The sequence below is a fragment of the Tritonibacter sp. AK171 genome (assembly GCF_030127025.1).
In the GTDB taxonomy this organism is placed as follows: domain Bacteria; phylum Pseudomonadota; class Alphaproteobacteria; order Rhodobacterales; family Rhodobacteraceae; genus Epibacterium; species Epibacterium mobile.
Genome location: NZ_CP126134.1, coordinates 1,092,472 through 1,114,409 on the forward strand (window position 1 = coordinate 1,092,472; position 21,938 = coordinate 1,114,409).

Below are 21,938 nucleotides of genomic sequence, written 5' to 3' on the forward strand. Positions count from 1 at the left end.
TTACACAAACTGGTGCGGTAACGTCGTTTGATGACGACACCTACATGGGCATTAGTTTCGATCTGCTTCAAGAAACCAGTTATATGGATGCAGGGAGCTATGAATTCTCGACCGCACGCAGCTCCTTGGTTACCGCAGATAACACAGCCCCCGTGCTGACCGCACCGACAACTCGTAACCTTGGCACCGATACAGGTAAGGCAACGGCGTCGTTAGATGTGACGTCGCTCGGGTCGGCGAGTGATAATCGCGACAGCACGGTTGCCATTATCTATAAGATCGGCAGTACCACACTGACCGGCGCGCATGATTTTCCGCTAGGCGACACCACCGTGACGATGGACGCTAGCGATGAGGCGGGGAACGATGCCACGCAAGTGAGCTTTATTGTGCGGGTTTCAGATGATGAAACCCCTGTCCTTACCGCACCCACAAACCAGACGGCCACCGCGGCATCTGGCGACAATAGCGTGTCTGTTGACGTCACAGACCTCGGCTCCGTAAGCGACAATGTCGATGATGATCTCGCAATCACCTATCAGGTCGGCAGCACGGTCCTGAGCGGAGCACATGATTTCCCAATCGGTGAAACTACGGTGACACTGGATGCCACTGATGCGGCGGGCAACGATGCCACGCAGGTCTCATTCACCGTGACCGTGGCGGATGGAACAGCACCTGTCCTGACTGCACCCGCACAACAGACTGCGATAGCGGCCACCGGTGCCAGCGCAGTCTCTTTGGATGTGACCGCTTTGGGTTCGGTTTCCGACAATTATGACACCAGCGTTGCGGTCACCTACCGGGTTGGCAGCACCGTTTTGACCGGGGCTTATGACTTCCCGATTGGCGAAACCACTGTGACAATGGACGCCAGTGATGCAGCGGGCAATAATGCCACCCAGGTGTCCTTTATCGTGAAAGTTTCCGATGGCACCGCGCCAGTGTTGACGCCGCCGTCCAACCAGTCCGCAACCGCCGCGTCCGGAGAGGATACGGCTTCGCTGGATGTTACCGGGCTGGGCTCGGTGAGCGATGATGTCGATACAGAGGTCGAGATCACCTATCAGGCCGGCGACATGGTCCTGAGCGGAACTTATGATTTCCCGATCGGTGTCACCACGGTGACAATGGACGCCAGCGATGCGGCCGGTAATGCTGCCACCCAGGTCTCATTCACCGTGACTGTCGATGATGGCACCGCGCCGGTATTGACCCCTCCAGAAGATCAAAGCGCCACAACCGCATCGGGCGAGAGCACCGTGTCTTTGGATGTTACTGCGCTTGGGTCTGTGAGTGACAATGTCTCTGGCAGCCTGTCGATCACCTACCGGGTTGGCAGCACCGTTCTGACCGGGGCTTATGACTTCCCGATTGGCGAAACCACTGTGACAATGGATGCCAGTGATGCAGCGGGCAATGATGCCACTCAAGTGTCCTTTACCGTGACGGTTCTGGACGGGACGCCGCCGCCGCCGCCAACCATCAGCGACGTGACCATCAATTCAGATAAAACCGTGACAGTGAGCGGAACGGCGCAATCCGGTGCGACGGTCACGGTGACATTCCCCGATGGCACATCGGTGGAGACGACGGCCTCAGGCTCAGCGCAATCCTCAACTGCAGATTCTGCCCGCAGCTATGCTGTCACCACCGGGACTTATTCTGCAACATCTGCCTCTGCTCAGCCCAGTGGGTCCGTCACCGCAGTGGCCTCCACAAGCGGTGGTGGTGCCTCGGCGACCGCGACTGTGACGGTGGACACGACATCCCCCGATGTGGTGTTGAGCGGCGGGCCAAGTGATGGCATCGGCGCGCAGGAGAGTTTTGCAATCACCGTGACTTTTAGTGAAGCGGTGACGGGCTTTGCGACGTCAGACATCGTGACCCAAAATGCAAGAGTGCTGTCTGTTTCAGGGTCGGGCACCGATTACATCGCGCAATTGCGTGCCTCCGGTTCCGGTGCGATAACCGTGCAGATCCCTGCAGGTGCCGCAGAAGATGCCGCAGGAAACGCAACCACCGCATCCAATATCTTGCGCATTGACGATCGCACGATTGTCGAAACACAGGAGCAGATCGCCGGGTTCCTCTATACTCGCGCCAACCAACTGATCGCCAACCAACCAGAATTGATCGGCTTTCTATCGCACTCTGATGCGGGGGCGGGGGCAATGCAGGCACATGTCACCCGAGGCGCGGGTGACTTCAACCTGACCTCTCGGTCCGGCCTGCCAATTTGGTTCCGCCTGCAAGGCAGTTGGAGCGAAGAAGACCAATCTGAGACACGCTATGCGTTTGGTGCCGTCGGTGGCCATCTGAATGTCAGTGACCGGTTCTTGCTGGGGGCGATGCTGCAATTCGACCACCTCAATCAGGACGAAGGGGCGCGCCGTATCGAAGGGACTGGCTGGCTGGCAGGTCCGTACGCGGTCGCGCAACTCTCGGATCAGGCGCTTTATCTGGAGGCACGCGTCCTCTACGGGCAATCGGCCAACACCATCTCGCCCTTTGGTACCTATGAGGATGATTTCGACACCACTCGCATGCTGGCCCAACTGCGTCTTGCCGGTGAGGTGGAACATGGCGAGACCACCTTCACCCCCTATGTGGACGCCGCATATGCCAATGAGGAGCAAGAAGCCTATATCGACAGCCTCGGCAACACCATTGGCGCGCAGAAAATCCATCTGCGACAGGCGACCTTCGGTGTGGGTTTTGCACGTCCTTTCGCAACCGGAGGCGACGCTATGGCCGAACTGACCGGTGGTCTGGCCGGGGTATGGTCTGCCACCAGTGGGACAGCCGTCGCTGAAACGGTAATCCCAGCCTATACGGGCTGGCGGGCCAAAGTGAACCTTGGTGTCCGCTATCAATGGGCCAGCGGTAGTCGTTTCGCCATCTCCGCGCGCTACGATGGGCTTGGCAGCGACGGCTATAAGGATTTCGGCCTGACCATCGACTACAGCCTGCGCTTCTGACCAGCGCTCAACCCTAAAAAAGAGGCCACGAGAGTGGCCTCTTTTTTCTTTGATGTTTTGCACTTGCCCTCATCGCTCTGGCAGGTTGCGAAGAGATCGCGTATTTCTCCGCAAACCCATGCGTTAGACCAGAGGGCGCGGATGACATCTGAAACCACGGATTTGCCGCGGGTGAGCGATCCCAGCCCACCACCGCCCTTCAAGACGCAACTGCTCAAATGGGTCGGCAACAAACAGCGCTTCGCCCATGAGATCGTGGCGCATTTGCCAAAAGACTACGGCACTTATTTCGAACCATTTCTCGGGGCAGGCGGCGTGATGGCAAACCTGCGCCCGCATCGTGCGGTGGGCTCTGATATCTATGCCCCGCTCATCGACATCTGGCAGGCCTTGCACGACGATCCGGATCGTCTCAATCGCTGGTATCAGACCCGCTATCAGAGCTTTATGGCGGGCGACCGCGTCGCCACATATGAGGCGATCAAAGCGCGCTATAACGCTGCTCCCAATGGTGCGGATTTCCTGTTCCTGTGCCGTGCCTGCTACGGCGGTGTGGTGCGCTTTCGGCGCAAGGATGGCTATATGTCCACGCCCTGCGGCAGCCATCCGGTGATGAAGCCGCATAAATTCGCGGAACGGGTCGAGATGTGGCACGACCGCATGTCAGGCGCGCGTTTCGCTTGTCTGGATTACCGTGCCGCCATGGCGCAGGCGCGGGCAGGCGACGTGATCTACTGCGATCCGCCCTATGCGCATTCGCAAACCATCCTTTACGGTGCGCAGGCGTTTCGGCTCGAAGAACTCTTCGCCACGATCGCAGCCTGCAAAGCGCGCGGGGTGCGGGTGGCCATGTCAATCGACGGTACCAAGAAATCCGGCGATATCTACTGCGATATTCCAATCCCACGGGGGCTGTTTGACCGCGAGATCCTCGTCAATATGGGCCAGTCAATGCTAAAGCGTTTCCAGATGAGCGGTCAGCGGATGGAGACAGAGGTGGTGCGGGACCGGTTGCTCCTCACCTACTGACCCTCGCCTCTTCTAACCCCAAATATCCCGGGGGAGGCCCCCAAAGGGCCGGGGGCAGCGCCCCCAATACCGGTGCCGCGATCACGCGTTCAGGAAGCTGCGTACCGTAGCTTCGAACTCACGCGGTTTTTCGGCGTGCAGCCAATGGCCTGCACCGGGGATCTTGGCAAAGCGAGCGCCCGGAAACAGCGATTTGATACGGCCGCGGTGTTCTGCCAGCACGTATTCCGAATTGGCCCCGGTCAGGAACAAGGCCGCGCCGTCCCAATGGGTTTCAATCTCCGGAAACGACAGGATATGCGGCATCTCGCGCTCCAATGTGTCGAGGTTCAACCGCCAGCATTTGTTTTCCACATCAAGGGACTGGGTGAAAAAGCTCTGCAACATTGCGTCCACGCCAGCCTCTGCCAGCTGTTCTTGCGCGTCCGAACGGCGTGTCACGCGCGACAGATCCACACTGCGCATGGCGGTGATGAAATGCGCCTGTGTGTGCTGGTAACTCACCGGCGCAATATCGGCGACCACCAGACGGTTCACGGCCTCCGGGTGGTTGAGTGCCAGTACCATCGCCGCCTTGCCGCCCATGGAATGTCCCACCACATCCATGCGACCGCCATGGGTGGCGATCACCTCTGCCAGGTCCTCGGCCAGATCGACATAGGTGTGGCTCTCCGTCTGTGGACTGAGGCCGTGGTTGCGCATATCCACGGCAAACACCCGCCGTTCGTCCGAAAGCCGCTTGGCAATCACCCCCCAGTTGCGCCCGGAGCCATAGAGGCCATGCGCAATTAACAGAGGTGGTTGGTCCGTCGGGGTGCCATGTAGGATCGTGTTCAACATACCGCGGTGATAGCCACAACAAGCGACGGTGTCAGCCCCCAACCGTGCATGGCTCTTGCGTGCAGGCCGATCAAGCGACCTCTGGAATTGTGTCTAGAGCAAAACCTGATCACGCAATGCTGCAGATATGGACAATCTACTGGGAAAGGGAAATCACCTACTCCAACAGCAAAGCATATGAACCTAAGTTGCAGATGATAATACTGTCGAAGACAAAACTATTTCGGGACAAACTGTGATGCCAGTGTTCAGCAAGGAAACCGCCAAAACCGACAGCAGTGATGGCAAAGGGGATCCGTGTGGTCCATACCGAGCGCTTTTGTTTAGCGACAGCGGGGGCTTGACGCAGTTTGGTGCTTTTGAAGAAATCCTGCCTCCGGGGTCTTCTTCGTCTGTTAAGCACTGGCATGCGGGGGAGGACGAGATGGTTTATGTATTTGAAGGCGAGGTCACTCTTCACGAAGGCGACGACAGCGTCGTTATGCGTCCGGGCGACGCCGCAACATTCAAAGCCGGTGATCCAGTCGGACATTGTATGCAAAACAACAGTGGCACAGAGGTTCGGTATCTTGTGATTGGTACGAGGTCTCCGCGTGACGTTGTGACCTATCCCGATCACAACCGCATTTTGCACTTCGACAGGGAGAGCGGGAACCGCCGCTGGACGGATCATGCTGGATCTCCTGCTGATACCCCTTATCAAACGGACTAAAGAGATATTTTGCAGCTATAGAAAGGGCGTAAGGCAGTTTGCCTGAGTGTTGCGGTCTGTGGTGTGAAAAGCAGCATCAGATAACACAGGCCCCACCACCTTCATGGATTTATGCGCCAAGTTTGCATTACTTGAGTGAGCCTTCGACCATGTCAGGGGGGGACAGCCGATCCCATTCGTCATCGTACGCACGCAGTATGCGTTCCACTACCAGCCTGGCCATTGAGATCATGCAAGGCTGCCGCTATGGTCACGCCTGCTGTAGCGTTGCCGTTAAGGACTTCTCCCCATGAGCGAAACACTTGAGAGTGAGTTGGGTCAACTTCGCGCGTTGCTGGAAAAGCGGTTGAAACTCTCGGGTGAGCTCTCGGAGAGTTTGCGCCGTGCCCGGCGTCATTTGCCGCATCGGTTACGCAAAGCGGCGGATGATCTTGTATCTGCTGAGGAGAGCTTTGCCCATCCACGTCTGGCTGCGGCGCTGGACGAAGACCGACTGGTCAAGAAAACGCGTCGCCTGCGGGCTTATCTTGCTGAGCTCGACCTCAAGGACAGGCGCAAGGGGCGCCTTCTGGATATCGCCGCCACCTCTGCCTTTGCCGTATTGTGCGTCATAGCGCTTCTGGTGGTCGTGCTGCGCTGGCGGGGGTTCGTCTGATCCCGTGTGACCCGACCGGGCGGTAAGGCGCGTGTGAGAGCGCGTCGCGCACCACCAGGGTGACGGTGACAAAACTCACATATAACAGCAGATACCAGCTGCCCATTTTGGCCAGGCTGACCCAGTGGTCACTGTCTTGCCCGGCATAGAGCCATGTGCGCGTGCGGGTGCCGACGTTTTCCGCCACCCAGAGGAAGAAACTAGACAGGAAGGCCGCCAGTGGCAGTGGCATCCAATAGGCATGGCCGCCGATGTAGAACCAGATCCGGGTGCGGATAAAAATCACCACCGTGGCAACAAACAAGGCCAGCCTGATATCGGGCAGGAAATGGTGGCTGAAGAAATTCACATAGATCGCCACCGCAACGCCCGTTGCCATCCAGAGCGGCGGGTAGGGGGCAAAGCGCATGTCAAACAGGCGGATCACTCGCGCCATATAGGATCCCACCGAGGCATACATAAAACCCGAGAACAACGGCACACCCCAGAGTTTCGCCAGACCATCACCGGGATAGGCCCAACTGCCGGCATCGACCTTGAAGATTTCCATGATCGTGCCGGTGAGGTGAAACAACAGGATTACCCGCACCTCGCGCCAGCTTTCCATGCCAGTGGCCAGAAACACCGCCTGAAGCCCCAGCGCATAGATCAAAAGCGCATCATAGCGCGCCAATGCCCAGTCCGCTTGCCAGATGCGACTGGAGATCAACAGCCCACCCAAAAGCAGGATACCAAAGATCGCAGCCCAGCCCTGTTTCAGGGTGAACATCACGAATTCCGACAGATAATGCGGCAGCCGCGCGCGCATCCAGTCCCCAAGGGCGCGCTCAAGGCGGCGTGTGCGGGTGACGCTGGCGGGCGGATGGGGTGTCTGCTGGGTCATATGAGCGAAATGACTGCAAAACGGACTTGAAGTCTATGTGCTTTTGACGCGCGGAGGGTCTTTGAAGCCGGGATTTGCATTTGGGGGGACATGCGGCCTATAGACGGATGTAGCGTGAACGCGGTTCAAGAAATCGGATGGGTAAGATGACAACAAAGGCAGAGCAGCGCAGGGCGGACCTTCGTGAGAAGCTGGTGAATGCAGCAGAGGCGCGTATTCGCGACGCAGGCGTGACATCGCTCAGGGCGCGGGATCTGGCCAAGGATGCAGGCTGCGCGGTGGGGGCGATCTACAACGCCTTTGACGATATGACAGCCTTGGTTATGGCAGTAAACGGGCGCACATTTCAGCGCCTCGGGGCAGAGGTCGAGGCCGCCGTTGCCGCATCACAGGGCGCCGCCGCCAGTGAACGGCTGATCCGGATGAGCGAGGCCTATCTGGACTTTGCCAGCGCCAACAATCGCCTGTGGCGCGCTTTGTTCGATCTGGAGCTGCCAGCAGACGGGGCGGTGCCCGATTGGTATCGCACCGCACTTGATCGCCTGTTTCAACATATTGCCGGCCCGGTGGCCGAGCTGTTTCCCGATCAGCCCCGTGCGCAGCAGGCGTTGACCGTGCGGGCGCTGTTTTCCTCTGTGCATGGCATTGTGCTGCTGGGATTGGAAAACCGCATCTCTGGCGTGCCCCCGCAAGAGATCCGGCGCATGATTGCACTGGTGCTGTCACAGCTGACGGTAAGGTAAACCCTACCTTTGTGAACATTGTTCATTTTTATTCTTGAACGGCGTTCAGGAATGCCGTACATCCTCCATATGAACGATGTTCACGAATGGAGGAATGATCGTGTTCTCAACGCTCAAAACCCTGATGGTCGGTGCAAACCGCCGCGCCGAGACCCAAGTGCGCCAGCAATTTTCCATCGAGTTGATCGAGGAAAAGATCGCCCAGGCCAATGATGATCTGAAGTCGGCCAAATCCACATTGGTCAGCCTGATCCAGAAGGAACGCGCCGAAGGGCGTCAGATTGCAACGCTGACAACGCGGATCAATGATCTGACCCTCCGCGCCAAAGCCGCACTGGCAGATGGGCGCGACGATCTGGCGACAACCGCCGCAGCCGCCATCGCCGAGATGGAGAACGAACGTCGCTTGCGTCAGGAGACACAAGCGCGACTGGAAGCCCGCATTCTGCGTCTGCGCCAATCCGTGGACACCGCCAGCCGCCGTTTGATCGACCTGCGTCAGGGGGCCATCGCCGCCAAAGCCGTGCGGGGCGAGCATCGCGCGCAGGCCTCTCTTGGACGGGCGCTCCACGGGCGGCCAATGGATGAGGCGGCAGAGCTTATTCAGGAGGTGCTGGGGCAGGAAGATCCCTTTGAGGCCTCGGAAATCCTCAACGAGATTGAAACCGGCCTGACGCCCCATTCCGTTGCAGACCAACTGTCAGACGCGGGCTTTGGCGCGGCCACCCGCAGCACTGCCAATGATGTGCTGAGCCGTCTGAAATCCGACAGCTGACCTGAAATCTCTCCGGGGCAAAGACGCCCCACTTCATATGGGCAAACGCCCGGTTTTACCTGACTAATTTCAAATCAAAGGACCTAACTTATGTCTAACATGCGCAACGAAAACGCCCTGATCACCAACCTCAACATTGCTGGCGTCGTCATCGCTTATGGGATGCTCGGCATTTCGCTCTGGCTCTCGACCGATGTGCCGCTGTCGACCAAAGGGTATTGGGGGATGGGTATCCTTCTGCTGACCCTGAGCCTCATTAACGTGGTGAAGTACCGCTTTGACATTCGCCAGAGCGAAGACCGTATTCGCCGCATTGAAGACATTCGCAACGAGCGCATGCTGGAAGACGCGCTGAAAGAGCCGACGTCCGAGGGGTAAGTTCCCTCCTGGATCATGCGATCAGACAACAAAAAAACCGCCGCGCTATTTGGCGCGGCGGTTTGATTTTTACCCGTAGTGGGGATCGATCAGAGGTTCGGGTAGAGCGGGAAACGGGCGCACAATGCCGCGACTTTGCCGCGCACCGCTTCTTCAACCGCGCTGTTGCCGTCTTCGCCGTTGGCAGCCAGACCGTCGACCACTTCGACAATCAACTGCGCGATTTCGCGGAACTCAGACTCGCCAAAACCACGGGTGGTGCCTGCCGGGGTGCCCAGACGAATGCCGGAGGTCACGGTGGGCTTTTCCGGGTCGAACGGGATGCCGTTCTTGTTGGTGGTGATATGCGCGCGCCCCAGTGCCTTGTCGACGATGTTGCCGGTCACGCCCTTGGGACGCAGGTCCACCAGCATCACATGGGTGTCGGTGCCACCGGTCACAATGTCCAGCCCGCCCTTGATCAGCTCATCCGCCAGCGCAACCGCGTTTGCACGCACCTGCTTTTGGTAGGATTTGAACTCAGGCTTCAGCGCTTCGCCGAACGCGGCCGCCTTGCCTGCGATCACATGCATCAGAGGACCACCCTGAATACCGGGGAAGATGGCGGAGTTCACCTTCTTGGCGATATCGGGGTTGTTGGTCAGGATCATACCACCGCGCGGACCGCGCAGGGTTTTGTGCGTGGTGGTGGTGGCGACATCCGCATAGGGGAAGGGCGAGGGGTGCTCGCCTGCGGCCACGAGACCGGCAAAATGCGCCATGTCGACCATCAGATATGCGCCGACGCTGTCAGCGATTTCGCGGAACTTGGCAAAGTCGATCTGACGCGGGATGGCGGAGCCACCGGCGATGATCAGCTTGGGCTGGTGTTTGGTCGCGAGCGCCTGAATTTGATCGTAGTCGATCAGGCAATCGGATTCGCGCACGCCGTAGTGAACCGCGTTAAACCATTTGCCGGACTGGTTCGGCGCGGCACCATGGGTCAGGTGACCGCCGGATGCGAGATCCATGCCGAGGATGGTGTCGCCGGGCTTGATCAACGCCTGAAACACGCCTTGGTTGGCCTGGCTGCCAGAGTTCGGCTGCACATTGGCAAATTCGCAGTTGAACAGCTGCTTGGCACGGTCGATGGCAAGGTTTTCCGCCACGTCGACATATTGGCAGCCGCCGTAATAGCGACGGCCCGGATAGCCTTCGGCGTATTTGTTGGTCAGCACAGAGCCCTGTGCTTCCATGACAGCGGCGGAGACGATGTTCTCGGAAGCGATCAGTTCGATCTCATCGCGCTGGCGGCCCAGCTCGTCTGTGATTGCGCCGAAAAGCTCGGGATCACGTTCCGAGAGGCTTTGGGTGAAGAAACCGGGGTCGCGGGTCGCGTCAGTCATGTTGGCTCCGTCTGGTTGGGGCTGATATTTGCGAGATTTCCTATAGGAAACTTCACAGATCTGAAAGGCTGTAAAGCGACGAAACGCATCAGGTGAACGGCAACTCTGGTCAACGGGGAAAACCTGTGCTTGTTTCGGAACCGTTTGGACCCTACCGGAAACAGGATCGCGCCATATGAGAATCGCATTTCTGGCCAGCGAGGCCCCTTTGGCGCAGACGGCTCTTCAAGTGCTGAGCAAGCGCTACGGCTCTGTCGCGGTGGAGGCGGCGGATGTGATCGTCGCCCTGGGTGGCGATGGCTTTATGCTGCACACGTTGCGGGACACTGTGAATCTGAATATTCCGATTTACGGGATGAACCGCGGCACGGTTGGGTTCTTGATGAACTCTTATGGTGAGGGGGAGCTTCTGGAGCGGCTGGAGGCTGCCAATGAGGAAATCATCCACCCTCTTCGGATGCACGCAAAAGATCGTGCGGGCAAATTGCATGAGGCAATGGCGATCAACGAGGTCTCGCTGTTGCGGCAGGGACCGCAGGCGGCCAAGTTGAAGATCTCGGTGGATGGACGCCAGCGTATGGCGGAGCTGGTCTGCGATGGAGCACTGGTGTCCACGCCGGCGGGCTCCACCGCCTATAATTTCTCAGCCCACGGTCCGATCCTGCCGATCGGGGCGGATGTACTGGCCCTGACCGCGATTGCAGCCTTTCGCCCGCGGCGCTGGCGCGGAGCATTGCTGCCAAGTGGTGCGACAGTGCGGTTTGACGTGATCGATGCGGCCAAGCGGCCTGTGATGGCGGAAGCGGATTCGGTGTCGTTCAAGGAAATCGATTGGGTCGAAATTCAGACGGAGCGCGGGATCAGCCATAAGATCCTGTTTGATCCCGGACATGGGCTGGAAGAGCGGCTGATCTCCGAGCAGTTCAACTGAGATCGCGTCTAAGCGGGCGCGCTGGCGCGCGACATGTTTAGCCCCGGACCTTTTGGTCCGGGGCCGATGCCTCCGGCGGAGGTATTTTACGAAAAGATGAAGGGCAGAGGGGCGGGCCCCTGTGTCACATCCGCTCCCACAACAGCGGAGCCATCTGGCCGATGCGATCCTCGATGGCGATGGCGGCGTCCACGGCCATATCCTCGCGCCAGCGTTGGGCCACGATCTGCACGTTGATGGGTTGTGGGCCTTTGGGCAGTTGCGCCAGCCGGGACGGTACGCAGGCGGCGGGCAGACCCATATAGTTCATGGCGTAAGAATAGACCGCACAGCCGAGGACATCATGCGCGCCCTCAACGCCTTCGCGGTCACGATCCGGCGCAAAGAACGGATGCGGCAGGAAAGGCGTCAGCACCAGCGGGTAGTCCGCCATGAACATCGCCCACTGACGGGCGTAGTGGCTGCGTTTGGCGTACATCTTGAGGAGGTCTTCGCCGAGGAAAGGTGGGAATTCCTGAAAATAAGTGTCGAACATGGTGCGGATCACCTCGGACCCAACAGCATCGACATCCGATTTCATGAGTGTATGGACTTCGCCCATGAGTGCGCGGTAGCCGGTGCGCCCGGCCTCAAACACATTGGGGGGCTCGACCTCCTCGACGATATAACCTGCATCTGACAAGGCGTCGCGGGCCGCCAGCAGAGCGGCTTCGACCTCCGGGTGCAGATCATAGCCATGGGTGTTGCGGGTGAAGGCCACTTTAATCGGAGCATCGGGTTTCGGGCCTTGCCATGGGACCGGCGCATGGAAGGGGTCACGCACATCCGGTGCGACCATCGCGGGCATGGCGAGATGCAGGTCGCGCGCCGACCGGGTCATCAGACCCTGCACGCTCATCAGTTGCGCCAACAATCCGCGTTCGGCTTTTTGGCTGGGGTTCCACGCTGGCACGCGGCCAAAGCCCGGCTTGACTGTGACCGCGCCATTGGCGGCCGCGGGAAAGCGCAGGGAGCCGCCGATGTCATTGCCATGCGCCAGTGGGCCGATCCCGGCGATGACTGCGGCACCGCCGCCACCCGAAGAACCGCCGGGAGAGATATGCTGCCCCCAAGGGTTGTGAGTGCGCCCGTACAGCGGATTGTCGGTGTCTGCGCGGAAGGAAAACTCCGGCGTGTTGGTGCGTCCGATCACAACCGCGCCCGCACGTTCCAGATTTTGCACCACCGGGGCATCATCTGGTGCGATCAGATCCTTGAGCGCGGGAATGCCGTTGGAAGTGGCGTGGCCGGTCTGGTCCACGTTGATTTTGATCGTCACAGGCACACCATGCAAGGGTCCGCGCGCGGGCTCTGGCGTGCTGTCCAGAACCTCGGCCCGTGCAAGCGCCTCATCCCGCAGATCCTCAACCACCGCGTTGAGGGCCGGGTTCACCGCATCCATACGCGCCAATGCGGAGGCAACCGCCTCGCTGGGGCGGATCTCGCCACTGCGGGTCAAGGGGGATAATTCATCTGCGCTCAGGCGCCAAAGCTCTTGATTTGACATGTTAACAATCTCCTTGATCGGGAGACTAGTGCGCCATCACGGAGCTGGGAAGGGGATATTTCTGAAACATGCAGAACCCTTTGACGGAGCACAGAAATTGAGCCGTGTCACATAATAAACTGGCGGTAATTGGGAACAATTTCTGCGCTGCTACGTTATCCGGTCAAGCAGCAAGCGTTTGATAACGCACTGTGATCCGACCTGAAACGCAAGGAGCAGAGATCATGAACTGGGATATTATCGAAGGCAAGTGGAAGCAGCTCAAAGGGGAAACGCAGACCCAGTGGGGCAAGCTGACCGAGGATGAGATCGATCAGGCTGCGGGCAACCGTGAAAAGCTCGCCGGTATCATTCAGGAGCGCTACGGCGTGGCCAAAGATGAAGCGGAGCGTCAGATTGATGAATTCGCGGAGCGTCTGAAGGATCGCGTCTGATCCGAGGCACCCACGTCAGGTGCTACCATAAAAAGAAGCGGCCCTCAGCGGGGCCGCTTTTTCTGTTGCTGGGTTACCGGCTGGCGTAACCGAGGGTTTGCAGGGCCGCGGTGATCTCATCCAAAATGACCGGATCATCAATGGTCGCAGGCATTTTCCAATCGGTGCCATCGGCGATCGACACCATGGTCGCGCGCAGGATCTTGCCCGAGCGGGTTTTGGGCAGGCGGTCCACCACGCAGGCGAGTTTGAACGCTGCCACCGGGCCGATTTTCTCGCGCACCAGTTTCACCACCTCTGCGGTGATCTCGGCGTGGGGGCGGTTGCAGCCCGCGTTGAGACAGAGGAACCCAAGCGGCATCTGGCCTTTGAGCTGATCCGCCACGCCAATCACCGCACATTCCGCCACATCCGGGTGGCTGGCCAGAACCTCTTCCATCGCACCGGTCGACAGGCGATGGCCCGCGACGTTAATCACGTCATCGGTGCGCGCCATGATGTAGAGATAGCCATCCGCATCCATCATCCCCGCATCGCCGGTCTCGTAGTAGCCGGGGAAGGTGGTGAGGTAGCTTTTCTTGAACCGATCCTCGGCATTCCACAAGTTTGGCAGCGTGCCGGGGGGCAGGGGCAGTTTGACCGCAATTGCGCCGAGCTCTCCCGGTGGCATGGGATGGCCACCCTCATCCAGGATCTGCACGTCATAGCCGGGCATCGGCACCGCCGGCGAGCCCAGTTTCACCGGCAGTTCCTCGATCCCAAGCGGGTTAGCGGCAATCGACCAGCCCGTTTCTGTCTGCCACCAGTGATCGATGACCGGCACGCCCAGTTGGTCTTGCGCCCAGACGATGGTGTCGGGATCGGCGCGTTCGCCTGCCAGATAGACCTGCTCCAGACAAGAAAGGTCGTATTTGCCGACAAATTCGCCCTTGGGGTCTTCGCGCTTGACAGCGCGGAAGGCGGTGGGCGCGGTGAAGAAGCTCTTGACCTTATGTTCCGAAATCACCCGCCAGAAGGTGCCCGCATCGGGTGTGCCCACGGGCTTGCCCTCAAAGACCACGGTGGTGTTGCCATGGATGAGGGGGCCATAACAAATGTAGCTGTGACCCACGACCCAGCCCACGTCAGATGCGGCCCAGAACACATCGCCGGGGTCGACGTTATAGATGTTCTTCATCGACCAGTTGAGCGCCACCAACTGCCCGGCGGTGTGGCGGATCACGCCCTTGGGCTGCCCGGTGGTGCCAGAGGTATAGAGGATATAGGAGGGGTGATTGCCCTCGACCGGTACACAGTCCGCAGGTTCCACGCCATACTGGAACCCGTGCCAGTTCACATCGCGGCCCTCGATCAGCTCTGCCACTTCCTGCTCGCGCTGGAAGATCACGCAGAAGTCGGGCTTGTGGGTCGCCAATTCAATCGCCCCATCCAAGAGCGGCTTGTAATGCACGGTCCGCCCCGGCTCGATCCCGCAGGAGGCGGCGATGATCGCCTTCGGGGTGGCATCATCAATCCGCACCGCAAGCTCCGAGGAGGCAAAGCCGCCAAAGACCACCGAATGCACCGCGCCGATGCGGGAACAGGCAAGCATCGCCTCCAGCGCCTCGGGGATCATCGGCATGTAGATGATGACGCGGTCGCCTTTATCCACCCCCTTGGCCCGCAGCGCACCGGCCAGTGTCGCAACCCGGTTGCGCAGCTCAACGAATGAAATCTCGCGCTTGGTGTGGGTGACGGGGCTGTCGTAGATGATCGCGGTCTGCTCGCCGCGCCCGGCCTCAACATGGCGGTCGACGGCATTATAGCAGGTGTTGACCTTGGTATCGGCAAACCACTCATAAAGCCCGCCACCCAGATCGCTTAGCGCCTTGGTCGGGGCCTTATCCCAGCTGATGGCGTTTGCAGCCTCCATCCAGAACCCCTCTGGATCTGATTTCCACTGCGCATACACCTCAGAATAGGTCATCGGGTCCTCCTCCCTGTCTCCTCTGGGGGTAGAGCCTAGGCGTAAGCACAGACATCTCGCAAGCGCGGCGAAGGGGGCTGCGGCGTTTTAAAAACCTGTTAGCGGTAGATTTTGCCAAGTGGAGTTGCAAAGTTTTGCAAACCCATAACTGGCGCGAATTTTGCAGGGAAAATTTGGTGGATCTGCAAAGTTGCAAAGCTAATTTTGCGAAAACTTCACGATCTGATGGGCCGACTCACTTTACGTCAGATCAGCGCGAGAGGTGAAGGGCAGGCTGCCCCTCACTGTTGTTTGTCATCCTGAGCCTTAACCGTAATGCGCCACAGGGGTGCCAGCGATGGCCGCCATGTTCAAAAGGCCGCGCGCCGTGATTGAGGGCGACACAATATGAGCGCGGTTGCCCATGCCCATCAGGATCGGCCCGACCTCAAGTCCGCCGGAACGCATCTTCAGAATGTTGCGCACGCCCGAGGCCGCATCTGCATGGGCAAAGACCAGCACATTGGCGGCCCCTTCCAGACGCGAATTGGGGAAGATCCGCTCGCGCAGCTCCGGGTCGAGCGCGGTGTCGATGTTCATCTCGCCCTCATAGATAAAGTCGCGACGCTTATCATCGAGGATTTCCAGCGCCGCGCGCAGGCGGGCACCGGTGTCGCATTGGATATTGCCGAACTGGCTTTGAGAACAGAGCGCGATCTGCGGTGTCAGACCAAACCGGCGCACATGGCGTGCGGCCCCGATAACGGTCTCTGCGATCTCTTCCGGGGTGGGTTCAATCCGCACCTGCGTGTCGGCAATGAACAGTGGCCCATCTTCGAGAATCATCATCGACAGCGCCCCATGCGGCGCATAAGAGCCGCCGCCCAGAATTTGCTGCACATAATTCAGGTGCCAGCGATATTCCCCAAAGGTGCCGCAGATCAGGCTGTCCGCCTCGCCGCGATGCACCATGATGCCACCAATGGCGGTGGTGTTGGTGCGCAGGATCGCCTTGGCGAGATCCGGCGTCACCCCCTGACGCTCCATGATCCGGTGATAGCTGGTCCAATAGTCGCGGTAGCGCGGATCGTTTTCCGGGTTCACGATCTGCACGTCCTGTCCGGGACGGATCGACAGCCCAAGCCGTTCGGCGCGGCTCTCGATCACCTCGGGACGTCCGATCAGGATCGGAGTTTCGGTGGTTTCGCGCAGGATTTCCTGCGCAGCCCGCAGCACGCGCTCATCCTCGCCCTCGGCAAAGACGATCCGGCGGGCGGCCGCGCGGGCGGCCTCGAACACCGGTTTCATCAGAAGGGCGGATTTGAACACGCTCTGGTTCAGTTTTGCGCGATAGGCGCCAAGATCCTCCATCGGGCGCTTCGCCACGCCGCTGGACATGGCGGCACTTGCCACCGCCGAAGACACCACTGCCACCAGACGCGGGTCAAAGGGTTTTGGGATCAGGTAATCGGCCCCGAATGTCAGCTGTTCACCCTTGTAGGCGGCGGCGGCTTCGGCCGAGGTGGTGGTGCGCGCCAGCTCTGCGATGCCGTCGACACAGGCGATCTGCATCTCGTCGTTGATCTCGGTCGCACCGACATCCAGCGCGCCGCGGAAGATGAACGGAAAGCAGAGTACATTGTTGACTTGGTTGGGAAAATCGCTGCGACCGGTGGCGATAATTGCGTCCGGTGCCACCTTGCGCGCCACATCTGGCATGATCTCTGGCGTCGGATTTGCCAGCGCAAAAATGATCGGACGTTTGGCCATTTTTGCGACCATCTCGGGCTTCAGCACATTGGGGCCGGAAAGGCCGAGGAACAGATCCGCGCCGTCGATCACCTCATCCAAAGTGCGCTTGTCAGAGGCCTGGGCAAAGGCCGCCTTATGCGGGTTCATGTCCTCTTCGCGGCCCTCATGGACCAGCCCGTGAATATCGCAAAGCCAGACGTTTTCGCGCTTCACGCCGAGTTTGAGCAGCATATTGAGGCAGGCAATCCCCGCCGCGCCACCGCCGGTAGAGACGATCTTGATGTCTTCAAACTTCTTGCCGGCCACATGCAGCGCGTTTTTTGCAGCGGCACCCACGACAATCGCAGTGCCGTGCTGATCGTCGTGAAACACGGGAATGTTCATCCGCTCGCGACAGAGTTTTTCGACGATAAAACAATCCGGTGCCTTGATGTCTTCAAGGTTCACCGCGCCAAAGGTCGGCTCCAGCGCACAGACGATATCGGCCAGTTTTTCCGGATCGCTTTCGTTCACCTCAATATCGAAGCAGTCGATATTGGCGAAATTCTTAAAGAGGACCGCCTTGCCCTCCATCACCGGTTTGGAGGCCAGCGCGCCGATGTTGCCAAGGCCCAGAACCGCAGAGCCATTGGAGACCACCGCAACCAGATTGCCGCGTGCGGTGTAGCGCGCAGCGTTGACCTCATCGTCTTTGATCTCAAGACAGGCTTCAGCCACGCCGGGTGAATAAGCGCGGGCGAGGTCGTTTCCGGTGGCCAACGGCTTGGTGGCGCGGATTTCCAGTTTACCGGGACGCGGGAACTCGTGATAGCGCAGAGCCGCGTCGCGCAGGGATTCCGAGGTCTTATCGGGCATGAATGGCGCTCCTGATGGTGATAGTTTAGTGCTAAACTATCTTGGGGCCGAGGGGAACAGGCTTTTGAATACGCGCTCTTCGCTCGGCGGGTGTCTGCATCTGACACCATTGCTGGATACGCGGCAACTGTGCTGCTGTGAGCGGGCGCGCAGGTGCCGCGAGATGACATTTGACCATCCGATCAAAACCAGCAAAGACTGGTGGGGAACAGCAACACAGCGCCCCAAAGAACTGTTGGCCGATCAGGCCAAAACCGGGGCGAGGACGGAGTACGCCCATGCCCGCATCAGATCCCGCAAACAGCCACCCCTTGCGCGCGCCCGCCGCGGCCGTGCGCGAAAATGCCCATGCGCCCTATTCAAACTTCAAAGTCGGCGCGGCGATCCGGGCAAAATCTGGTACTGTCTATGTGGGCTGCAATGTAGAAAATGTCGCCTATCCTGAAGGCACCTGCGCAGAAGCGGGCGCAATTGCAGCGATGGTTGCGGCAGGGGAGACGGAACTCCTTGAGGCCTATGTGATCGCCGATTGCCCCAGCCCGGTGCCGCCCTGCGGAGGCTGTCGTCAAAAGCTCAAGGAATTTGGCGCAACCGGTGTGGAGGTGACCCTTGCCACCACCGATGGGGTGGAGATGAAAACCACCATTGGCGATCTGCTGCCCGGTGCCTTTGACGCGGGCCATATGGAGCGGAGCTGACAGAATGGATGCGCGTGCGGTCATCGCCCGGTTACGACAAAAAGAGATCCCCACGGCTGAGGAACTCTCGTGGTTTGCCGAGGGGCTTGCCAGTGGGGCGGTCAGTGATGCGCAGGCGGGGGCGTTTGCGATGGCGGTCTGCCTCAACGGTCTGCCCTCTGAGGCACGCTCGGCGCTGACGCTGGCGATGCGTGACAGTGGCGATGTGCTGACATGGGATCTGCCGGGGCCGGTGGTGGACAAACATTCGACCGGTGGGGTGGGCGATTGTGTGTCGCTGTTGCTGGCACCGGCCCTGGCGGAATGCGGGGCCTTTGTGCCGATGATTTCCGGGCGTGGCCTTGGCCATACCGGCGGCACGCTTGATAAGTTGGAGGCCATCCCCGGTCTCAGCACGCAGGTTACACAAGACCGGCTGGCAGGGATCGTTGCAGATGTGGGCTGCGCCATTGTAGGGGCGACCGCGCGGATCGCGCCTGCGGATAAGCGGCTTTATGCGGTGCGCGATGTCACGGCGACGGTCGAGAGCCTCGATCTGATCACCGCCTCGATCCTGTCGAAAAAACTCGCGGCCAGCCCGGAGGCTTTGGTGCTTGATGTCAAAATCGGCTCTGGCGCGTTTATGAAAACCGCCGAGGCGGCGCGTGCGCTTGCTACTTCGCTTGTGGAGACCGCAAACGCTGCCGGATGCCCGACGCAGGCGCTGATCACGGATATGAACCAACCGCTGGTGCCGTCGCTGGGCAATGCGTTGGAAGTTGCAGAAGTGATGCGCGCATTGACCGGCGCGCAGAAAGGGCCGACCACTGGGCCGATCATCGATATCACCGTGGCGCTTGGCGGTGCGGTGTTGCGTCAGGCCGGGCTGGTTGAGAGCGTTGAGGCCGGTGAGGCGCAGATCGCGGCCACCTTGGCAGAGGGGCGCGCGGTGGAACGGTTTGCAAAAATGGTGGCGGCGCAGGGCGGCCCCGTCGGCTTTGCCGAAAAATGGCAGCGGGTTTTGCCAGAGGCTCCGGTGATTATGGAGGTGACGGCTGAACGCGCAGGCTATGTCAACGCCATTGACGGTGAGGCGCTTGGGCTCTTGGTGGTGCGTCTTGGCGGTGGTCGTATGATTGAGAGCGACCGGGTCGATCCGGCGGTGGGGATCTCTGACCTGCTGCCCTTGGGCACAAAAATTGCCAAAGGAGACGTCATCGCACGCATCCATGCCGCCCACACGGACGCCGCGCAAGACGCGATGTCGGCCTTGCGGGCGGCGGTGAGCGTAGCGCCTGCCGCGCCCGATCTGCCGCCACTGGTGCATGAAAGGATCGGATGATGGCGCGCGCTTTTCTGGTGGTGATGGATTCGGTCGGGATCGGTGGCGCGCCGGATGCGGGCCGGTATTTCAACAAGGATCTGCCCGATCTCGGGGCGAATACGGTTGCTCATATCGCGCAGGCTTGCGCGGAGGGGCGCGCCGAAGAGGGGCGCAATGGTCCGTTGCGATTGCCGACATTGGATGCGCTGGGGCTGGGCGCGGCGGTGCGGCTGGCGTCCAATCAACCCGCACCGGGGCTGGATGCAAAACCAACGGGCCTCTGGGGCGCGGCCTCGGAAGTGAGCGCGGGCAAGGACACGCCATCGGGCCATTGGGAGTTGGCAGGGCTGCCGGTGCCTTGGGATTGGAGCTATTTTCCCGAAGACGGCGCGGCTTTTGATAAGGAGTTGGTGGCGCATGTCGCTGAGGCGGCTGGGACCACAGGTATCCTTGGCAATTGTCACGCCTCCGGGACGACCATCATCGCCGACCTTGGCGCAGAGCATATGAAGACTGGCCTGCCGATCTGCTACACCTCTGCCGATAGCGTGTTCCAGATTGCCGCCCATGAGGAGTGCTTTGGACTGGAGCGATTGCTGAAACTCTGTACCGATGTCGCGCCCTATCTGCATGCGCGCAAAGTGGGCCGGGTGATTGCGCGCCCCTTCGTTGGCACGCCCGAGGAAGGGTTCAGCCGCACCACCAACCGGCGCGATTTTGCGATCAGGCCGCCTGCACCGATCCTCACCGATTGGGTTCGCGCAAGCGGTGGCCGGGTGCATGGCATCGGTAAGATCGGCGATATCTTCTCCATGCAAGGGATTGACACGCTTGAGAAAGGTTCTGACGCGGCACTGATGGTGCATCTGAGCGAGGCGGTTCAGCAGGCCGAGGACGGCAGCCTGACATTTGCAAATTTCGTCGAGTTCGACAGCCTTTATGGGCATCGCCGCGATATCTCTGGCTATGCGCGGGCGTTGGAGTGGTTCGACCGGGAAATCGCGCGGGTGCTGAATCAGTTGCGCGATGGAGACCTCATGATATTGACCGCAGATCATGGCAACGATCCGAGTTGGCCGGGGATAGATCACACCCGCGAACAGGTGCCTGTCCTTGTTGCGGGCGCTGGTACCGGCACGATCGGAGCTGTGCAATTTGCCGATGTTGCGGCCTCGGTTGCGGCGCATCTTAACGTACCGTCACAGGAACCGGGGCGCAGTTTCCTGCCCTGATCCACGCCGCATTCGGACGGAAAACGCCTTGCTTGTCCGAGGGCGCGGCGCTTAAGAGAACAAAAAGCCAAAAGGAGTGTCCTTTATGAGTGACCACCTGACCGTCGTTGACCACCCGCTGGTGCAGCACAAGCTGACCATCATGCGGGACAAGGCAACCTCCACCTATGAGTTTCGCCAACTCTTGCGCGAACTCACCCAACTGCTGGCCTATGAGGTCACGCGCGAGCTGCCACTGACCACCACCACCATTGAGACCCCGATGGAGGATATGGAAGCGCCGATCCTTGCGGGTAAAAAACTGGCGTTGGTGTCGATCTTGCGCGCAGGCAACGGGATGCTGGACGGTGTTCTGGAACTGGTACCCTCCGCGCGGGTTGGATTTGTTGGCATGTACCGCGACGAAGAGACGATGCAACCGGTGCAATACTACTTTAAGGTGCCGCAGCAGATCTCTGACCGAATGGTAATTGCAGTGGACCCGATGCTGGCCACCGGCAATTCTTCGGTTGCTGCCATCGACCTGCTGAAAGAGGCCGGTGCCAACAACATTCGTTTCCTGTGCTTGCTTGCGTCGCCCGAAGGGGTCGCACGCATGAAGGAAGCGCATCCGGATGTGAAAATCATCACCGCTTCGCTGGATCGTGGGCTGAACGAGAAGGGCTATATCATGCCCGGTCTTGGCGATGCAGGCGACCGGATGTTCGGCACCAAATAACGTCTTCTGTATAGCAGGCAGCGGCCTTTTATACGCGTTCTGCCGAGCGCTGTTACGTGATCGAGAAATATGGCGACGATCCGCTGGATCGCGCCATATTGTTGCCCAGATTGCCTTTACTCAGTTGCGCTTTTCAGGCATCC

Annotated in this window: 19 protein-coding genes; 13 read left to right on the plus strand and 6 right to left on the minus strand. The window is 59.7% G+C overall.

Going from position 1 to position 21,938, the window contains the following annotated elements; genetic code table 11:
- Positions 1-44: 44 nt before the first annotated feature.
- Positions 45-2,981 (plus strand): HYR domain-containing protein, encoded by a 2,937-nt coding sequence (locus QNI81_RS05210; RefSeq protein WP_283967596.1) that lies wholly within the window; start codon positions 45-47, stop codon positions 2,979-2,981.
- 141 nt (positions 2,982-3,122) lie between these two features.
- Positions 3,123-4,010 carry a DNA adenine methylase gene (locus QNI81_RS05215; protein ID WP_126136801.1) on the plus strand — a complete coding sequence of 296 codons (888 nt, stop codon included), beginning with the start codon at positions 3,123-3,125 and terminating at the stop codon, positions 4,008-4,010.
- Positions 4,011-4,091: 81 nt separating this feature from the next.
- Here the strand turns inward: QNI81_RS05215 and QNI81_RS05220 are convergent, their stop codons facing one another.
- Entirely contained in the window at positions 4,092-4,850 is a 759-nt protein-coding gene (locus QNI81_RS05220) for an alpha/beta fold hydrolase (protein WP_283967597.1), read from the minus strand.
- Positions 4,851-5,088: 238 nt separating this feature from the next.
- Here QNI81_RS05220 and QNI81_RS05225 point away from each other — a divergent pair, with 238 nt between their 5' ends.
- Together QNI81_RS05225 and QNI81_RS05230 are read left to right on the plus strand one after the other, a co-directional pair.
- On the plus strand, positions 5,089-5,562 hold the full coding sequence (locus QNI81_RS05225; RefSeq protein ID WP_283967598.1) for a cupin domain-containing protein: 474 nt from the start codon (positions 5,089-5,091) through the stop codon (positions 5,560-5,562).
- 289 nt (positions 5,563-5,851) lie between these two features.
- Positions 5,852-6,217 (plus strand): hypothetical protein, encoded by a 366-nt coding sequence (locus QNI81_RS05230; RefSeq protein WP_283967599.1) that lies wholly within the window; start codon positions 5,852-5,854, stop codon positions 6,215-6,217.
- Here QNI81_RS05230 and QNI81_RS05235 read toward each other — a convergent pair.
- Positions 6,171-7,100: a DUF817 domain-containing protein gene (locus QNI81_RS05235; protein WP_283967600.1), complete on the minus strand. Its 930-nt coding sequence runs from the start codon at positions 7,098-7,100 to the stop codon at positions 6,171-6,173. The genes QNI81_RS05230 and QNI81_RS05235 overlap by 47 nt on opposite strands.
- 146 nt (positions 7,101-7,246) lie before the next feature.
- Between QNI81_RS05235 and QNI81_RS05240 the strand changes: the two genes are divergently transcribed.
- The 3 genes from QNI81_RS05240 (at position 7,247) to QNI81_RS05250 (ending at position 8,996) form a co-directional block, all read left to right on the plus strand.
- Positions 7,247-7,843 (plus strand): TetR/AcrR family transcriptional regulator, encoded by a 597-nt coding sequence (locus QNI81_RS05240; RefSeq protein WP_283967867.1) that lies wholly within the window; start codon positions 7,247-7,249, stop codon positions 7,841-7,843.
- Between the two features lie 94 nt (positions 7,844-7,937).
- A complete protein-coding gene (locus tag QNI81_RS05245) occupies positions 7,938-8,618 on the plus strand; it encodes a PspA/IM30 family protein (protein WP_283967601.1) in 681 nt (226 codons plus the stop codon).
- A gap of 90 nt (positions 8,619-8,708) precedes the next feature.
- Positions 8,709-8,996 carry a YiaA/YiaB family inner membrane protein gene (locus tag QNI81_RS05250; RefSeq protein WP_065325980.1) on the plus strand — a complete coding sequence of 96 codons (288 nt, stop codon included), beginning with the start codon at positions 8,709-8,711 and terminating at the stop codon, positions 8,994-8,996.
- 89 nt (positions 8,997-9,085) lie between these two features.
- Here QNI81_RS05250 and glyA read toward each other — a convergent pair whose 3' ends face one another.
- Positions 9,086-10,381: a serine hydroxymethyltransferase gene (gene glyA / locus QNI81_RS05255; RefSeq protein WP_283967602.1), complete on the minus strand. Its 1,296-nt coding sequence runs from the start codon at positions 10,379-10,381 to the stop codon at positions 9,086-9,088.
- Between the two features lie 175 nt (positions 10,382-10,556).
- On the opposite strand from glyA, the gene QNI81_RS05260 reads away from it, so the two are divergent.
- On the plus strand, positions 10,557-11,312 hold the full coding sequence (locus QNI81_RS05260) for an NAD kinase (protein ID WP_114961289.1): 756 nt from the start codon (positions 10,557-10,559) through the stop codon (positions 11,310-11,312).
- A gap of 124 nt (positions 11,313-11,436) precedes the next feature.
- Here QNI81_RS05260 and QNI81_RS05265 read toward each other — a convergent pair whose 3' ends face one another.
- Positions 11,437-12,858 carry an amidase family protein gene (locus tag QNI81_RS05265; RefSeq protein ID WP_283967603.1) on the minus strand — a complete coding sequence of 474 codons (1,422 nt, stop codon included), beginning with the start codon at positions 12,856-12,858 and terminating at the stop codon, positions 11,437-11,439.
- A gap of 224 nt (positions 12,859-13,082) precedes the next feature.
- Here QNI81_RS05265 and QNI81_RS05270 point away from each other — a divergent pair, with 224 nt between their 5' ends.
- Positions 13,083-13,292, plus strand: coding sequence for a CsbD family protein (locus QNI81_RS05270; protein ID WP_005653381.1), 210 nt, complete (start codon positions 13,083-13,085; stop codon positions 13,290-13,292).
- A 73-nt stretch (positions 13,293-13,365) separates the two neighbouring features.
- Here the strand turns inward: QNI81_RS05270 and prpE are convergent, their stop codons facing one another.
- Together prpE and QNI81_RS05280 are read right to left on the minus strand one after the other, a co-directional pair.
- Positions 13,366-15,258, minus strand: a complete 1,893-nt coding sequence (gene prpE, locus QNI81_RS05275) for a propionate-CoA ligase PrpE (RefSeq protein WP_283967604.1) — start codon at positions 15,256-15,258, stop codon at positions 13,366-13,368.
- A gap of 306 nt (positions 15,259-15,564) precedes the next feature.
- Positions 15,565-17,844, minus strand: coding sequence for an NADP-dependent malic enzyme (locus QNI81_RS05280; protein WP_283967605.1), 2,280 nt, complete (start codon positions 17,842-17,844; stop codon positions 15,565-15,567).
- A 278-nt stretch (positions 17,845-18,122) separates the two neighbouring features.
- Between QNI81_RS05280 and QNI81_RS05285 the strand changes: the two genes are divergently transcribed.
- The 4 genes from QNI81_RS05285 to upp all read left to right on the plus strand — a co-directional run bounded on the left by QNI81_RS05285 (position 18,123) and on the right by upp (position 21,795).
- Entirely contained in the window at positions 18,123-18,542 is a 420-nt protein-coding gene (locus QNI81_RS05285; protein WP_005653388.1) for a cytidine deaminase, read from the plus strand.
- A gap of 4 nt (positions 18,543-18,546) precedes the next feature.
- Complete coding sequence (locus QNI81_RS05290) at positions 18,547-19,863, plus strand: thymidine phosphorylase (RefSeq protein ID WP_283967606.1); 1,317 nt, start codon at positions 18,547-18,549, stop codon at positions 19,861-19,863.
- Positions 19,863-21,077 carry a phosphopentomutase gene (locus tag QNI81_RS05295; RefSeq protein WP_283967607.1) on the plus strand — a complete coding sequence of 405 codons (1,215 nt, stop codon included), beginning with the start codon at positions 19,863-19,865 and terminating at the stop codon, positions 21,075-21,077. The genes QNI81_RS05290 and QNI81_RS05295 overlap by 1 nt, the downstream gene beginning before the upstream one ends.
- An 85-nt stretch (positions 21,078-21,162) precedes the next feature.
- Positions 21,163-21,795: a uracil phosphoribosyltransferase gene (gene upp / locus QNI81_RS05300; RefSeq protein WP_005651217.1), complete on the plus strand. Its 633-nt coding sequence runs from the start codon at positions 21,163-21,165 to the stop codon at positions 21,793-21,795.
- The last annotated feature ends 143 nt before the right edge of the window (positions 21,796-21,938 follow it).

Bases quoted from the DNA above. Each gene is read 5' to 3' on its own strand.
- QNI81_RS05210 (WP_283967596.1), top strand. From the start codon at position 45: ATGGGCATTAGTTTCGATCTGCTTCAAGAAACCAGTTATATGGATGCA.
- QNI81_RS05215 (WP_126136801.1), top strand. From the start codon at position 3,123: ATGACATCTGAAACCACGGATTTGCCGCGGGTGAGCGATCCCAGCCCA.
- QNI81_RS05220 (WP_283967597.1), bottom strand. From the start codon at position 4,850: ATGTTGAACACGATCCTACATGGCACCCCGACGGACCAACCACCTCTG.
- QNI81_RS05225 (WP_283967598.1), top strand. From the start codon at position 5,089: ATGCCAGTGTTCAGCAAGGAAACCGCCAAAACCGACAGCAGTGATGGC.
- QNI81_RS05230 (WP_283967599.1), top strand. From the start codon at position 5,852: ATGAGCGAAACACTTGAGAGTGAGTTGGGTCAACTTCGCGCGTTGCTG.
- QNI81_RS05235 (WP_283967600.1), bottom strand. From the start codon at position 7,100: ATGACCCAGCAGACACCCCATCCGCCCGCCAGCGTCACCCGCACACGC.
- QNI81_RS05240 (WP_283967867.1), top strand. From the start codon at position 7,247: ATGACAACAAAGGCAGAGCAGCGCAGGGCGGACCTTCGTGAGAAGCTG.
- QNI81_RS05245 (WP_283967601.1), top strand. From the start codon at position 7,938: ATGATCGTGTTCTCAACGCTCAAAACCCTGATGGTCGGTGCAAACCGC.
- QNI81_RS05250 (WP_065325980.1), top strand. From the start codon at position 8,709: ATGTCTAACATGCGCAACGAAAACGCCCTGATCACCAACCTCAACATT.
- glyA (WP_283967602.1), bottom strand. From the start codon at position 10,381: ATGACTGACGCGACCCGCGACCCCGGTTTCTTCACCCAAAGCCTCTCG.
- QNI81_RS05260 (WP_114961289.1), top strand. From the start codon at position 10,557: ATGAGAATCGCATTTCTGGCCAGCGAGGCCCCTTTGGCGCAGACGGCT.
- QNI81_RS05265 (WP_283967603.1), bottom strand. From the start codon at position 12,858: ATGTCAAATCAAGAGCTTTGGCGCCTGAGCGCAGATGAATTATCCCCC.
- QNI81_RS05270 (WP_005653381.1), top strand. From the start codon at position 13,083: ATGAACTGGGATATTATCGAAGGCAAGTGGAAGCAGCTCAAAGGGGAA.
- prpE (WP_283967604.1), bottom strand. From the start codon at position 15,258: ATGACCTATTCTGAGGTGTATGCGCAGTGGAAATCAGATCCAGAGGGG.
- QNI81_RS05280 (WP_283967605.1), bottom strand. From the start codon at position 17,844: ATGCCCGATAAGACCTCGGAATCCCTGCGCGACGCGGCTCTGCGCTAT.
- QNI81_RS05285 (WP_005653388.1), top strand. From the start codon at position 18,123: ATGCCCGCATCAGATCCCGCAAACAGCCACCCCTTGCGCGCGCCCGCC.
- QNI81_RS05290 (WP_283967606.1), top strand. From the start codon at position 18,547: ATGGATGCGCGTGCGGTCATCGCCCGGTTACGACAAAAAGAGATCCCC.
- QNI81_RS05295 (WP_283967607.1), top strand. From the start codon at position 19,863: ATGGCGCGCGCTTTTCTGGTGGTGATGGATTCGGTCGGGATCGGTGGC.
- upp (WP_005651217.1), top strand. From the start codon at position 21,163: ATGAGTGACCACCTGACCGTCGTTGACCACCCGCTGGTGCAGCACAAG.